We start from the raw sequence: 13,867 nt of genomic DNA, 5'->3' as shown, positions 1-13,867 counted from the left end.
AAGGAAGATAATAATGAGAACAATATTAAGTGTTAAAAAATTAAGGAAACAGTTTGATGATGGCAAGCAAAAGATAACAAATGTTCTTAATGATATCAGTTTTGATGTTGAAGAAGCAGATTTTATAGCAATTATGGGACCTTCTGGTTCAGGAAAGTCAACATTACTCTATAATATTAGCGGTATGGATCAGCCTTCAAGCGGTGATGTCATTCTTGAAGAAAAAAATATCGGTGAATTAAGTCAGGTAGAACTGGCAAATATAAGATTGCGTAAATTTGGCTACGTTTTCCAACAACCGCATTTAATCAATTCTTTAACAGTAAGAGAAAACATCATATTAGCAGCTTCTGTACTCAATAAGCAGGTAGATGCGACTATTGCTGATAAAGCAAATGAATTGATGAAACTAACTGGAATTATTGAGTTAGCAGATAGGAATACGATGTCTTTATCTGGCGGGCAAGCACAAAGAGTTAGTATATGCCGTAGTTTTATGAATGATCCTAAACTAGTTTTTGCGGATGAACCCACGGGGTCACTAAACTCTAAGTCTTCAGAAGAAATCATGGATTTATTTGTTGACATTAATCATAAAGGAAGTACTATCATGCTTGTTACGCATGACCCCTTAGTAGCTGCAAAGGCTAATCAAGTCTGGTTTTTACTAGATGGAGTCATCTACCAAAAAGAGTTTCTCGGACCGTGGGATAAATCACAGATGTCCATTATTAATAGAAAAAATAAGATTAATGACATTATGTCTGAGATAGAGATTTAAATAGACAGGAGGCGATAAGAATGAAGCCGAAAATAGGAATTATAGGTGCAGGTGTAATGGGAAAAGGCGTTGCGGAGCGTTTTGCTAACTATGGTTATCAAGTCATTATCCTTGATAATGATGATAAAGTAGCAAGCAAGGTGATTTCCGACATTACAAGAAGTATAAAAATGAAAAAAATGTTTGATAAAACCTTGAATGAAGATGATATTATAGCAAATATTAAAGTGGCAAGAGACTATTCAGATTTCAAAATGGTTGATTTTATAGTTGAAAATATTGTTGAACAAGAAGAAGCCAAAAAATCGGTTTATAAACAAGTAGACGAAGTGGTTGCTGGAAATTGTATTTACTTAGCAAATACTTCATGTATACCGATTACAAGGTTAGGTTCTTATACCAAAAGATCAGATAAGGTAATTGGCGTTCACTTTATGAATCCAGTTCCAGTAAAAAACTTTGCGGAAGTTATTTTGGGCTGCCAAACATCAAAGGATACACAAGAGAAAGTTTTTGAATTATTAACTCATGTTGGAATTGAGTTTGAAGCCATTCATGACAGTGCAGGTTTTGTATCTAACCGATTGTCACATTTATTTATGAATGAAGCGGCTTTTCTAGTATATGAAGGTGTAGCCGAGCCTAAACAGATTGATAACATTTTTAAAAAAGCATTCGGTCATAAAATGGGACCGTTAGAAACCGCAGAAAACGATTTGATTTACGGACCGAATTAATTTTGAAGAAAATTAGTTTCCGAACAAGTCTAGTCTTTGTTTCCTCCGAAAGGAGTTACTGTCATGAAATGCAGCAGTAAAGCCTATCTTCAGTTAAATCTGGTTCTTATTTTTCTTGTCTTCTTTTGGTTTTTGACCAGTCTTTTCTTTAAAAATCCTATCTTCTGATCCAAGAAAAGGAACATTTCCGAAAACTCTTTTGGGCAGAGAGGTGGGGAAAATAGCTTTTGCTCTTGTTTCAGTTTCTTGCTGGATCTGGTGCTGGGGATTTTCAACCTCATTTTGGCAAGAGTCCCCATTAGCCTGTCGACCCTCTTTCAGTTTTTCAGTCTTTCTCAATGTTGTGCGGGCAGGTGTTTTTGAAGAAGTGGCCTTTAGACTGTTTTTTATGTCTGTCCTTATCCGTATTACTAAAAAGGAAACTTTTTCAAAGTGAAGAATCTCTTGGTATACAGTATTCTGACCTTGCCTCATACCCTGCTTCATTTCATCTTAGGAAACATTGATACCCTTTGAAAATCAAACTTTGACTGTGTTAAACTTCGATTTTCTTAGTATGATTTAGCCAGTGTGCTTGTCCTTAGCCTCCTCTTTGGTTTGCTTTTACTATCCTGTTTCGGAAATGGAGCCTGCTTAGTGCCATGATTGTCCATGCACTTGTTGATTTGATTCGCTTTGTTTTTTTTTAGGATTTTTAGGAAATTTAAATAAAAATATAAATGGCAACTCTTTGACTATTTGAGAAAACTATCATAAAATGACAGAGGAAGATAAAAAAGAGAAAAGCCTTGGAATTAGAAGTATTTGTCGGATAAGAAAAAAGTGAACTTTCCATGATTGAAGTGGCGCGCTATTCTTGAGTAACGGGGTCGCAACATGAAATGTATTTTAGCAATCTTGTAAATGAAATCCAGAACTATCTTGAAAAGTCAAACAGTGACATTCAGGAAGCTCTGTCTCTCTTTTAATATAGACGGCAGTTTCATTCCGCTGGAAGACAATAAATGGGGGCTGTGTTCTTGGTATACTATTGACGAAGAAATCGACGACGTTGAGAGCGAAGAGGAAAAAGAATAAGCTAGATTAAGGAGCGAAGCTGGAGGTTTTGCTCTTTTCTCAAAAACTGAGCCACAAGGAAGCCATTATTAGAAAAAGGAGAGCTAATTGTCTTGAAAAATCTAAATACGCAAAAATCCATGGAGCTAGGGGAGCTTTATCGAGAACTGAGAATAGCCAGAGGTCTGAAACTCAAAGATGTTGTTAGGGATAATCTATCTCTATCTCAGCTGTCTAGGTTTGAAAATGGGCAGACTATGCTGTCAGCTGATCGTATGCTGTTGGCTATTTCTGGTATCCATATGAGTTTTGCAGAATTTGGTCATGCTCTTAATAATTACAAGGAAACGCCTTATTTTGCTGCAGGTAAAAAGATTATGGAATTATATGGAAAGCAGGATGTAGAAGGTCTGAAAGGTTTGCTTGAGGAATATAAGAATTATGAAAGCCGTGAAATATATAACCGTCTGAACCTCTTGGTCATTAAGGATTGTATCCATTCTTTGGAGAGTTCTTATACTATTGATCAAGAAGAAATCAATTTGTTGACCAAATATCTTTATGATATTGAAGAATGGACGGAGTATGAACTCTATCTTTTTGGTAATACGCTAACGCTTTTATCGACAGAAGATCTTCTTTTCTTAGGGAAGGCCTTTGTAGAGCGAGACAAGTTTTATCGCTCCATTCCTAGTCATGATAATGCGGCTAAGCTGGCCTTGTTGAATATCATATCTGTTCTATTGGAACGGAAACAGACCTATTATGTCAGTTATTTTATGGAAATTTTAGAGAAATTGCTAACTCACCAAGACATGTATTTTATCGCCATATTGAATTTCTTTAAATTGGTTATCAAATGTACAAAGGGAGAGAAGCAGGCGGACCAAGAATTGGAAGATTTTCTTTCGGCCTTGGAGCTAATAGGCAACCCAGCATTGGTAGAGACTTTAAAAGCCAAACAGAAACAATTGCTGTCTGCTTAGGATTAAACCAATAAAAACACCCTAACGAGTTTATCGATAAACTCGTTAGGGTGTTTTTATTCTGTTCAAAATATCGGTTCTTATAGCCACATACAGCCGACTAAAATTAATTATCGTCTTCCAGACTGTCTGAGGTAGAGCAGGAAAGGTTTTTCTTGTATTCATCTAAGTGAAATAAGAAGATCTTTTTAAAATGGTGACAAAAAGACGATTTTTAAGAATGAAATAAACATATAATCAATCCCTTTTCTATCTATAAGTTTGATGTACTCATTATAGCATCAAAATATTAGCGATAAGCAGAATTGTAAATTTGCAATTTAAAATAAAATAAGCTGCAGATTTGGAAAAAAACGAAAATAGTAAAAATGTGATGTAAAATAAGCAATAATAACTAAAAACAAGATGATGTAATTAATTGGGGAATGACATCAGGGTTGCGCTATTTAACAGAAGCCACCCCAATGGCTTTAGTTGCAGCTAAAATGGCAAAAGAAAATGCCAAGGTAGAAGATCTAGTTCCTGAACGTAGCGGAGTTGTCGTCGCCACGAACCTTTCCTCAATGTCAACGATTGTGGATTTTAGTTCCACGTTTGCCCCTGCTTTAAATATAGCAAAAGGGACTTTGGCTTTTCTGTGGTTTGGCTTGTTGGGTTTAAATATGTTGAAAAAAAGCAAGCGGGATTTTGAAAGTCCAGAGTAATTGCTGGCGAAGAAGAGAATACATCATCTCGCTGGCTGGAAGCAGTCATTTTATGCAAGGGATAGCTGTCTTGGGCTGAAGTTGCCCGCGCTAGAACTTAAAAAGTCTGTGGATACAGCTAACAAAATCGTTAATTAATATTACACAAAAATGTTTAAAGAGAAATATAATGCTTTTATCATTTAGTTTAGATTATGCTACTATTGATACAGACATGTTTACAGGGATGTGTCGCTAAATAAAATAAAAGGAGTGTGCCATGACAGAAGCGCTATTAGAAGCTAAATCAATCAGTAAAAAATATGAGGACAGGTATGTCCTGCAGAATACGGACCTAAAAATTGATCATCAGCAGTTTGTAGCAATCTTGGGTCACAGCGGCTCAGGAAAGTCAACTATGCTTAATATCTTATCGTCTCTACTGAAACCAAGTTCTGGACAGGTCTTATACAAAGGAAAGGAGATAGGTCAGCTGAGCAAATCGGCAGTGGCTAAGTTTAGGAGAGAAGACATTGGTTTGGTCTTTCAGCACTATATGTTAATTCCTAATCTAACAGTGGAGGAGAACATTCAGATGGGTAGCAAGTATGCCCTTGAGGCAGCAGACCTAGAAGAATTGGTCTCTCTACTGGGAATTGAGAAACTTTTGAACAAATATCCTCATCAGCTGTCGGGCGGTGAGCAACAGAGGGTCTGCATTGCCAGAGCCGTTATCAAGAAACCGGCTGTCTTATTTTGTGATGAGGCGACGGGCGCTCTGGACAGCGAAAACAGTAAGAACATTATTGTTTTATTGCATGCTATCAAGCAAACCTACGGAACCAGTATCCTTTTTACGACACATAATCGAGAAATTGCGAGAACAGCTGACCGAATACTGCTCTTAGAAGATGGCCGTATTGTTAGGGACGACATGAATAGGGAGAAGCTGTCGCCGGATCAAATGAGTTGGGAGATTTAATATGGGGTTGCTATTTAAATATCTATTCAGAGACTTTTTGGCCAAGAGGACTATGGTGTCTATTCTATCTCTGATTATAATCTTCACTTCCTTTATGTACTTCTTCGTTCATTTCGCGAGTGATGCCAATTTACTTCGCTTAGGTGGAGAGCAATTATCAGGCAATGAGGCTAATTATTTCACAGCTTTGAAAAGTAATCAACTCTTAATCAGAAACATTACTGTCGCCATGGTAGCCATCTTCTCCCTAATTTTATTCTTATTCATCAGAGGGACGCTTCAAAGAAATCGAGTGCAGCTAGCCCAGCTGATGTCCCTTGGCTTTTCTTTCTCCAGTGTGCTGGCAATCTATGGTCTATTAATCAGCGGATTGTCCTTGGTCAGTTCATTGCTTGGATTAGTCTTGGGTTTCTGGGGGTCTGACATCCTTCTTTCTGCTAATAGCTAGACCTACCTAGTTCAAGGATTGAGTAAAGGGCTTTCTCTGCAGTCAATTATGACAGGAACCCTCTTCCTAAGCCTTTTCCTAGGAGCTATTGTCTATCTGGCAGGACTGACAGTGAGAAAGACAGATGTTGCTCTAATGATGAAACAGACAGACGGTAAAGCCATCCGTCCTGGTTTGATAGAGAAGATCATTCAAAAGCTACCGATGAAGCATAAGTTTAAATTTAAGCTGACTTTAAATCATTTCAGCACCTTAGGTCTCTTGTTGATTGCTATCGTTACGTTTAGTATCATGTTTGTCTTAAGTCTGTCTCTAACCTTTAGCTCTTCTAAAATCCTTGAATCCCAGAAGAACGGCCGGCACTATTCTTATGATATCAGCTATGATAACTACCAAAAGGAAGAGGTTAACCTTGCTTCAGATTCTGTAACTTATCTTAAATATGATGTTGACCTAATGATTAAAGGCGAAGCTATAGCTTATCAAGCCCTTTCATTTACCAGTCAAAATGACTTATTTCAGCTGATTGACAGTAAGGGAGAAATGCTAGATCCCACTCAGGGGGTCTATGTAAACCCTGAGTTGCGGGAGAATTATGGACTTAAAGTTGGGGATACTCTAGAGCTAAGAGTAAAGGGAAAGCGACATCAGATAAAGATAGCTGGATTTGCGGAGAATGCCGATTTAAAGACAATATATATTCCAAGAGACCAGGCATCAGCTATGGTAAATGAAGCTGATGATCGTTTTAATGGCAGATTGACCAATCAGTCTCAAGAAAAAGGTGAAGGAAAAGTTCGCTCCCTAGAGGAAAAATTATCCGATGTCCAAAGAAGTCAGACTTCTAACAGAGCAAGTGCCATTATTAACCAAAGTATCGGTGTCATAACGGGTTGCCTATTGATTTATCTAGCCGTGTTTATCGGCTTGAATGGGAATATTCAGACCCTATTAATGTTCGATTTGCTAGGATATGAGGAGAGAGAGGTCTACCGTATCCTGCTTAACCCCTACATTGTGATAAGCAATCTGCTTTTCTTCCTCACTCTGCCTGTGGCTATCTATGCTGCAAGAAATATACAGATTATGACTTCTCTTCAGACAGGGGACTATATGCCATTCCAGCTCAACTGGATTACCTTTGTTTATATGTTTGCCATCTTAAATGTCCTCATTTTAGTCATCAGATTTTTATTTATTCGAAAGGTTAAAAAAATCAGGGATGATAATCGACAGGCAGAATTCTTATCAGAATGGTGAGAAGCTGTATGAAGATTTTTAAGATAAGGAGTCAGAAGCCTTTAGAAGACAGAATGTTTTTCTCCCTTCTGGAACTGATTGAGGAAGAGGACCGAAAACAGATTTTACGTTATCAATTTTGGCAAGATCGTCAGCGGTCGCTTCTGGGGCATCTCTTGTCTAGGTACGCAATTATACAGGAATATGCTCTGACCAATAAAGAGATCCAGATTAGGAGACATGCTTATGGAAAACCATACATAAAAGACTATAGTCAGATTCATTACAATATTTCTCATTCAGGGGAATGGGTAGTGGTAGCTATCGGAAAGTCACCAATTGGAATAGATGTTGAAAATAGAAGAGAAGATTGGGATTTGATTGGCGAACGAGTTTTTTCTGAATCTGAAAAATACTGGAGTCAAAATAGCTATAAAAGAAAAGCTATCTTATGGACTATAAAAGAGGCTTATGTAAAATATCTAGGTATAGGTCTTAGCAAAAGTCTGAACTCTTTTTCAATAGATATAAAAAGGAAAATCATCACAGAAGTTCAAAAACCATTCCAAACTAGTTTTGATTACTTTGTTCTGGATAACGACTATGTCTGTTCAGAATGCGGATATACTAAAGGTGCTTATTATAGCAGAAAAGTTTGTCAAGCTGAACTAGATACTTTCATTACATCAGTTTTAGATATTTCTTATTAAATTATCAAAAACGTATTCAAATTTGCAAAATAATCAACTGCTTTTATCAAGTAATCTTTGAAGGCTCAATCCGTTCATAATAAAATTGGCTGACCTGCTCCGTTACGTACTTGGTGATAGGTTGTTAATTTCTGAATTTGTGGCAAAGTTATCTGTATATTGTGATTTGCATAGATAAAATAGATTATAACCAAGTAGCCTTACAGAGAGATTGTTTTCCTTGTTAAATATATTTGTGATAATATGGTTTTCTAAATGATAAATAGTTTCTTTTAGATTCTGGTACAGTTGGTTTATAGGAATTATATTTTACCTCCTATGATGAGTTTCTCTTACTAATTAATAGCAACATAATTCTACTCATAAAAAAGTTCCCTGTTTTATTCAAAGAAATTCTGACTTTCTGAATTTAAGCAAAATAAAAAAGCGTAGACATTTGGAACTACACACATTCAAATCTATTCAAGTGCCTAGTCGTAAACCAGATTTTAAGAAAGCGCGTAAAGCTTAAAATATTAATCAATATAATTAGAACAATGTTTCAAGATATTCAAGAGTTATCTCTTGGATGTCTTTTTTTGATTGAGTTTGAACAGTTTCACTGAGCATTTCCCTAATTTTTCTCTGTTCCATTTATTACTAGGTTATAAGCAATTTTACCAGCTGTTAAGTTGATTGTCTCAGGAATATTCATATATACTCTAGTGCTCGTGGCACTAATTAATTTTAAATATAGACCATAATTAGCACAAATTTTAATCATGTTCACATAAGGAATGTGAACATAAGAATAATAGCGATAACCATTTTGTTTATCTATAGCAGTCGGGTTTAAAATTCCGATTTTTTCATAATAACGTAATGCTTTGACATGAAGACCTGAAAACTTAGCCAATTGTCCAATTGTTAATAACTGTTGCGTTTTTTTCACAAATAGCTTGACCTTCCCTTTAAGGTATAGTTTATAGTTAAACTATAACAAGGTTTGCTAAAAAATGCAATGATTTCTGTATTGGAAAGGAGCCAATCATGTCTAAAGGTGATAAACAAAAGAAAAGGCTTCAAAAAAATGACTTGGCTTTCAATATGCCAGTAACCTTTTTCTTTTTAGGGTTAATATTATTTATTGCGGGACTTTTGCCCAATTTTACTCCTGAGGTCAAAAATAGTCTAACTATCTTGGCCTTGCTGACTGCTGGTTATCATGTTATCTGGGAGGGTGTTGAAGACACTGTTGAGCAATCCAAAAAAGCCAACTGTTTTGTTCCTAACACGCATATATTGATGGCGTTGGCAGCTTTAGGTGCTGTTTTATTGGGAGAAACAACAGAAGCAGCTCTTCTTATCTTCATCTTTGCTGGTGCACACTTTTTAGAAAAGTATGTTGAAGGTTGTAGTCAACGTGAAATCACAAAACTATTAGAGCTTAATCCAACAGAAGCCAGACGTTTGACAAATACCAATGAAATTGAAATGATTTCTGTTGATCAGCTTAAGATTGGGGACTGTGTTCAGGTTTTAAATGGCGGACAGGTGCCAGCGGATGGAAAAATTCTAGAAGGATACACTAGCATTGACGAATCAACGATTACTGGAGAATCCATTCCATACGAAAAAACAGTTGGTGATGAAGTTTATGCCTCAACGATTAATGGATCTGGAACGATTATTGTAGAAGTCAGCAAAGACAGTTCACAGACTGTATTTGCCAAAATTTTACAGTTAGTTGAAGCTTCTCAGGGTCATTTTTCACCTGCTGCTAAGCGTCTTAATCGCTTTGAACCCATTTATGTTAGCATTGTTCTCCTCGCTTTTATTGGTTTACTTATTTCAGGACCTTTATTTTGGAATTGGGCTTGGACAAAAACAATTTCGATTAGTTTGACTTTTTTAGTATCAGCTTCTCCTTGTGCCTTGGCAGTATCAGTCATCCCAGCAACATTAGCTGGCATTTCAAATTTAGCACGGCAAGGTGTCTTATTTAAAGGTGGCTGTTTCCTTTCTGATTTAACGGCTATCAAAATGATTGCCTTTGATAAAACAGGGACTTTGACAGAAGGGAAACCAAAAGTGGTCACTAGTCAATTTCTTCTTTCTGATATTTCCAAAGAAAAATTCGAAGCAGTCTTAGTAGCTATGGAAAGTCAATCCAATCATCCATTGGCAACTGCTATTGTAAATTATTTCAATCCTGAGCCCTCACAGAAAAGATTGAATATCAGTGTTGAGCACTACTTAGGGCAGGGACTTCTGGCAACCTATGATGGTTTATCGTTCAAGATTGGAAAGCCTCAATTATTTCATCAAGTTGATAAGCACTGGTTAGAAAAAAAAGAAAAAGAGGAAGCTAATGGGAGGACTGTTGTTTTTGTTGCTCTCAATGAAACAGTTGTTGGATTCATTTCCATTCAAGACAGACCACAAGCTAATGCTGTGAAAGCTATTAATTATTTTAAAGCTGCTGGTGTCAAAACGCTGATGCTTACTGGTGATGCCAAGGCAGCGGGACAGGCTGTTGGGCGTGAATTAGGAATTGATGAGGTCGTCACTAATGTTTTGCCAGAACAAAAAGCAAAAATCATTGCGAAATATCAAAGTCAATATGGACTGACCGCCATGTTGGGAGACGGTGTTAATGATGCTCCTGCCCTAGCTACAACGGATCTAGGAATTGCTATGGGAGATGGCACCGATATTGCTATAGAGACAGCTGATATCGTCCTGATGAAAAATGATTTAACCAAGTTAGTCAAAGCTCATAAACTATCCAAACGTTTACAAATTATTACCCGACAAAATATCAGCTTTGCTCTATTTGTGATTGTCCTTCTCATCAATCTTACTTTCTTTGGACATCTTTCAATGGTTACCAGTGTGACCCTACATGAAGGTTCTACCCTAATTGTTTTGTTTAACAGCCTCAGACTTTTACTAGATTACCATTAAAATTGTTGGTAGGAACGCATTTTAAAAAGAAAAAGCCCACACTGAGGGGCTTTTTCTTTTTTTTATAGCTATCCTCCCTGTAGGGCTCGAACCTACGACCCATGGATTAAGAGTCCACTGCTCTACCAACTGAGCTAAGGAAGGAAAATGCTGTATTGGCACCGATGATTCACGTTTTGTATTGAACCCGCACGCTTAAGCAGGTGGGCAACTCGCTCTGACTTTAGTTGCTTCCGCGTGAAACGGCCTGCATACTGTCAGAAGACTTTTGTTTCCCGATAATACAAAAAAATAGTCGGTCAACACTTAGATGTGAATTCGTATGCCACAGCAATTCTTCTTTAAATATGATACCATAATGTTAAAAAAATTCAAGTTAAAAATCCATTTTTTATAAAGGGCATCATTATGAAAGTTTATCAATCTTGTCTTTGTTAGCCCCCAGTGCCCGTTCGTATTTACCTGTTTCATTGGCAGTAAAATAGTGAGCTCCTTTGAGTTTGTCTGGTAAATATTGCTGCTTAACCCATTTTTCCGGATAGGCATGCGGGTAGAGATAATCTTGGGCATTGCCCAATTCTTTACTGCCAGTGTAATGACCATCACGTAAGTGGCGAGGAATAGGGATCGTGCCGCTTTTATGAAGATCTGCAATGGCCTTGTCCATAGCAACATAAGCGGAATTAGACTTAGGTGAGAGTGCTAAATCAATAACAACATTGGCAATTAAAATGCGGGCTTCAGGAAAACCAATTTTTTGGGCTGCTTCCAGCGCTGTCACTGTATGAATCTGTGCATCAGGATTGGCTAAGCCGATATCTTCGTAAGCAATAATGGTTAAACGTCTAGCTAGACTTGGCAGATCACCAGCTTCGATTAATCTGGCAGCATAGTGAAGGCTGGCATTGACATCTGAACCGCGAATAGATTTTTGTAAGGCGGACAAGACATCATAGTGGCCATCACCATCCTTGTCCATGGTAATGTAGCTGCGCTGTAGGCTGTTTTCAACAGTGTCTAAGGTGATGTGGCGACTACCATTGTCATCTGGCTGGGTGGACATGATGGCTAAATCAAGAGAATTATAGGCAGAGCGCAAGTCGCCATTGGTGGCTTGCGCAATGAAGTCAAGAGCATCATCATCTAATTTGACTTCAAAATCAAAGCCGCGCTCTGTATCTGTCAGAGCTGCTTGCATAGCTTTTTTGATATCCTCATTTGATAATGGCTCTAACTCAAAAATCTGAACACGCGAGCGAATGGCAGGGGTGACAGAGAAAAAGGGATTTTCAGTGGTTGCGCCAATCATGATAATTTGTCCGTTTTCCAACAAGGGGAGAAGAAAATCTTGCTTAGTTTTATCTAGACGATGAATTTCATCTAGGAGCAAGACCAAACCACCTGAAAATTTAGCTTCTTCAGCAATTTCCTGCAGGCGTTTTTTAGTGTCGGTTGTTGCATTGAAGGTACGAAAGGCAAATTTGGTTGTACCAGCGATGGCAGAAGCGATTGAGGTTTTTCCAATTCCGGGAGGGCCATAAAGAATCATGGAAGACAGACGGTTAGCAGTGACCATTCGCGAAATAATCTTGCCTTGACCGACTAGATGCTTTTGTCCGATAACTTCAGAGATATCTCGAGGGCGCATACGAAGTGCGAGGTTATTTGGCATAGGCAGCCTCCAAATCATAGCTGTAGATGAGGTCGTCAACATATTGTCCCTTGAGGAAAAATTGTTTTGTTAAACGTGCTTCTAAATCAAAACCTAATTTTTTATAAAAAAGGACAGCTTCTTGGTTGGAGCTTAAGACATGGATTAAAACCTTTTGATAATCGCTTTTGACTTCATTTAAAAAGATTTGGACTAAAGCTCTCCCAATCCCCTTCCTACGCTCTTTCTCAGCAACAGCAATACCAAATGTCACAATATGTTGACCGCTGGGAAAGGGGTAGAGAGAACTGTAATCAAGAACACCAACAATCTTATCTTTTATTTTAGCAACTAAAAAATGAGTGTTGCTCTCAAACTTCTGAATGATTTGATCCTTACTAGCAACGGGTAGGGGGACTGGTGTATTTTGCTCGGACCAAGTCTTATTCTCCAGTTCAACAACTTGATCAATATCGCTCAGCGTCATAGGGCTTATTTTCATTTTCTTTGCTCCTCTAAGTCTGTTAAGGTTATTGTAACACAAATTTGGTAAAAGTTTGCTAACAGGCATGTACATTGTGACAAGATGACTCGTCGCCTTGCGATGAAAATGCTATAATAGAAGAAAAAGATTTTAGGTAGGATGATTATGTCCAAGTATGGTTTTTTATCAGTGTTGAAAGAAGAAATGGATAAGCATTTTCATTACGACTATGCTCTAGATTGGAATAAGAAAAATCATGCAGTGGAGTTGAGCTTTGTGCTGGAGGTTCAGAACGCTGACAGCGTGGAAACCATTGATGACAAGGGCGAGGTGAGCAATGAGGACATCATTTTTGAGGACTATGTGCTGTTTTACAATCCTGCCAAGTCTAAGTTTGATGCAGATGACTATCTGGTAACTGTTCCTTATGATCCCAAGAAGGGGCTGTCGCGTGAGTACTTAGCCTATTTTGCCCAAACCCTCAATGATGTAGCAATCCAAGGTCTTGATGACCTCATGGATTTCCTGACCGACGAGACTGCCACCGACTTTAGCCTTGAGTGGGACACTGAAACCTTTGACAATGGTAGAGCAGAGTTGGAAGAAACAGAGTATTACGGGTATCCGAGGTATTGATAGGAGAGCAATATGAAGAAAAATTTGAAACGTTTTTATGCCCTTGTTTTAGGGTTTATTATTGGCTGTCTTTTTGTTAGTATCTTGATTTTTATTGGTTATTACCACGCCAATGCGATCTCGGTAAAATCCTATACTGTAACCTTTTTAGGTCTGCCACTGTATGACATTGTACTAAATGATAAGATTTATGCAGGAACAGCAATTGGTTCCAACATTGGAACTCTTTGTAGCTTCTTTGCTTTCGTTGCTTTAATGATCGAAGAAGTCTGGCTGCGTTTGGTGAGAAGAAGACAAAAATGCTCGTGATAATGGTGTAGCATAGTTGGCAAAAAGAGATTGTTAGATAACTAAAAGATCAAAGTATTAGAGGCACATTCAAAATTACACGTCTAAGGCGATTGTTCAAAGTTTGCATACAAAGTTATTACTCATTTATGGTGAATTTTTTAGATAATAGTTTAGCTTACACCGATAATCGTTTTGTGTTCCTCATCGTCTAAAGCAACTATCAAAAAGAAAAAAAGG

General features: G+C 37.6%; 12 protein-coding genes, 1 tRNA gene, 1 other RNA gene and 3 pseudogenes. 11 read left to right on the top strand and 6 right to left on the bottom strand.

Annotated features, from left to right (window positions below; all coding sequences use genetic code 11):
* Positions 1–13 precede the first annotated feature (13 nt).
* The gene (locus FNL60_RS09780) at positions 14–781 is read left to right on the top strand and encodes an ABC transporter ATP-binding protein (protein WP_002274550.1); all 768 of its coding nucleotides are present in this window, start codon (positions 14–16) and stop codon (positions 779–781) included.
* A gap of 20 nt (positions 782–801) precedes the next feature.
* Positions 802–1,518 (top strand): 3-hydroxyacyl-CoA dehydrogenase family protein, encoded by a 717-nt coding sequence (locus FNL60_RS09775; protein WP_002267847.1) that lies wholly within the window; start codon positions 802–804, stop codon positions 1,516–1,518.
* Between the two features lie 93 nt (positions 1,519–1,611).
* Here FNL60_RS09775 and FNL60_RS09770 read toward each other — a convergent pair whose 3' ends face one another.
* Positions 1,612–2,004, bottom strand: a complete 393-nt coding sequence (locus tag FNL60_RS09770) for a hypothetical protein (protein WP_002280407.1) — start codon at positions 2,002–2,004, stop codon at positions 1,612–1,614.
* 347 nt (positions 2,005–2,351) lie between these two features.
* On the opposite strand from FNL60_RS09770, the pseudogene rpoE reads away from it, so the two are divergent.
* The 6 genes and pseudogenes from rpoE to FNL60_RS09740 all read left to right on the top strand — a co-directional run.
* A pseudogene (rpoE, locus tag FNL60_RS09765) lies at positions 2,352–2,592 on the top strand (DNA-directed RNA polymerase subunit delta); the annotation flags it as partial.
* A 95-nt stretch (positions 2,593–2,687) separates the two neighbouring features.
* Positions 2,688–3,560 (top strand): helix-turn-helix domain-containing protein, encoded by an 873-nt coding sequence (locus FNL60_RS09760; protein ID WP_002280406.1) that lies wholly within the window; start codon positions 2,688–2,690, stop codon positions 3,558–3,560.
* A gap of 464 nt (positions 3,561–4,024) precedes the next feature.
* On the top strand, positions 4,025–4,264 hold the full coding sequence (locus FNL60_RS09755) for a hypothetical protein (protein WP_002280271.1): 240 nt from the start codon (positions 4,025–4,027) through the stop codon (positions 4,262–4,264).
* A 259-nt stretch (positions 4,265–4,523) separates the two neighbouring features.
* Positions 4,524–5,225: an ABC transporter ATP-binding protein gene (locus FNL60_RS09750; RefSeq protein ID WP_002280270.1), complete on the top strand. Its 702-nt coding sequence runs from the start codon at positions 4,524–4,526 to the stop codon at positions 5,223–5,225.
* Between the two features lies 1 nt (position 5,226).
* Positions 5,227–6,933: pseudogene (locus FNL60_RS09745) on the top strand (FtsX-like permease family protein).
* Positions 6,934–6,941: 8 nt separating this feature from the next.
* Entirely contained in the window at positions 6,942–7,622 is a 681-nt protein-coding gene (locus tag FNL60_RS09740) for a 4'-phosphopantetheinyl transferase family protein (protein WP_002267363.1), read from the top strand.
* A 724-nt stretch (positions 7,623–8,346) separates the two neighbouring features.
* On the opposite strand, the pseudogene FNL60_RS10420 reads toward FNL60_RS09740, so the two are convergent.
* Positions 8,347–8,553 (bottom strand): annotated as a pseudogene (locus tag FNL60_RS10420) (MerR family DNA-binding transcriptional regulator); the annotation flags it as partial.
* Positions 8,554–8,651: 98 nt separating this feature from the next.
* Between FNL60_RS10420 and FNL60_RS09730 the strand changes: the two are divergent.
* Positions 8,652–10,568, top strand: a complete 1,917-nt coding sequence (locus FNL60_RS09730; RefSeq protein ID WP_002312133.1) for a heavy metal translocating P-type ATPase — start codon at positions 8,652–8,654, stop codon at positions 10,566–10,568.
* A gap of 71 nt (positions 10,569–10,639) precedes the next feature.
* Here FNL60_RS09730 and FNL60_RS09725 read toward each other — a convergent pair.
* From FNL60_RS09725 to FNL60_RS09710, 4 genes are all read right to left on the bottom strand, one after another.
* Positions 10,640–10,712: transfer RNA gene (locus tag FNL60_RS09725), tRNA-Lys, on the bottom strand.
* Positions 10,712–10,905, bottom strand: a non-coding RNA gene (gene ssrS, locus FNL60_RS09720) — 6S RNA. The genes FNL60_RS09725 and ssrS overlap by 1 nt, the downstream gene beginning before the upstream one ends.
* Before the next feature lie 69 nt (positions 10,906–10,974).
* Entirely contained in the window at positions 10,975–12,240 is a 1,266-nt protein-coding gene (locus tag FNL60_RS09715) for a replication-associated recombination protein A (RefSeq protein WP_002279982.1), read from the bottom strand.
* Entirely contained in the window at positions 12,230–12,721 is a 492-nt protein-coding gene (locus FNL60_RS09710; RefSeq protein WP_002266873.1) for a GNAT family N-acetyltransferase, read from the bottom strand. Before FNL60_RS09710 ends, FNL60_RS09715 begins: the two co-directional genes overlap by 11 nt.
* A gap of 147 nt (positions 12,722–12,868) precedes the next feature.
* Here FNL60_RS09710 and FNL60_RS09705 point away from each other — a divergent pair, with 147 nt between their 5' ends.
* Positions 12,869–13,339, top strand: coding sequence for a DUF3013 family protein (locus FNL60_RS09705; RefSeq protein ID WP_002262363.1), 471 nt, complete (start codon positions 12,869–12,871; stop codon positions 13,337–13,339).
* 12 nt (positions 13,340–13,351) lie between these two features.
* Positions 13,352–13,648, top strand: a complete 297-nt coding sequence (locus FNL60_RS09700) for an LlsX family protein (RefSeq protein ID WP_002268478.1) — start codon at positions 13,352–13,354, stop codon at positions 13,646–13,648.
* Positions 13,649–13,867: the final 219 nt, after the last annotated feature.

Origin of the sequence: Streptococcus mutans (assembly GCF_006739205.1) — a bacterium.
GTDB lineage: Bacteria > Bacillota > Bacilli > Lactobacillales > Streptococcaceae > Streptococcus > Streptococcus mutans.
This window is presented reverse-complemented; position numbering and strand designations above follow the sequence as displayed.

Coding starts and splice junctions, on each gene's coding strand:
- FNL60_RS09775 (WP_002267847.1), top strand. CDS start 802: ATGAAGCCGAAAATAGGAATTATAGGTGCAGGTGTAATGGGAAAAGGC.
- FNL60_RS09710 (WP_002266873.1), bottom strand. CDS start 12,721: ATGAAAATAAGCCCTATGACGCTGAGCGATATTGATCAAGTTGTTGAA.
- FNL60_RS09750 (WP_002280270.1), top strand. CDS start 4,524: ATGACAGAAGCGCTATTAGAAGCTAAATCAATCAGTAAAAAATATGAG.
- FNL60_RS09730 (WP_002312133.1), top strand. CDS start 8,652: ATGTCTAAAGGTGATAAACAAAAGAAAAGGCTTCAAAAAAATGACTTG.
- FNL60_RS09755 (WP_002280271.1), top strand. CDS start 4,025: ATGGCTTTAGTTGCAGCTAAAATGGCAAAAGAAAATGCCAAGGTAGAA.
- FNL60_RS09705 (WP_002262363.1), top strand. CDS start 12,869: ATGTCCAAGTATGGTTTTTTATCAGTGTTGAAAGAAGAAATGGATAAG.
- FNL60_RS09715 (WP_002279982.1), bottom strand. CDS start 12,240: ATGCCAAATAACCTCGCACTTCGTATGCGCCCTCGAGATATCTCTGAA.
- FNL60_RS09770 (WP_002280407.1), bottom strand. CDS start 2,004: ATGAAGCAGGGTATGAGGCAAGGTCAGAATACTGTATACCAAGAGATT.
- FNL60_RS09700 (WP_002268478.1), top strand. CDS start 13,352: ATGAAGAAAAATTTGAAACGTTTTTATGCCCTTGTTTTAGGGTTTATT.
- FNL60_RS09780 (WP_002274550.1), top strand. CDS start 14: ATGAGAACAATATTAAGTGTTAAAAAATTAAGGAAACAGTTTGATGAT.
- FNL60_RS09740 (WP_002267363.1), top strand. CDS start 6,942: ATGAAGATTTTTAAGATAAGGAGTCAGAAGCCTTTAGAAGACAGAATG.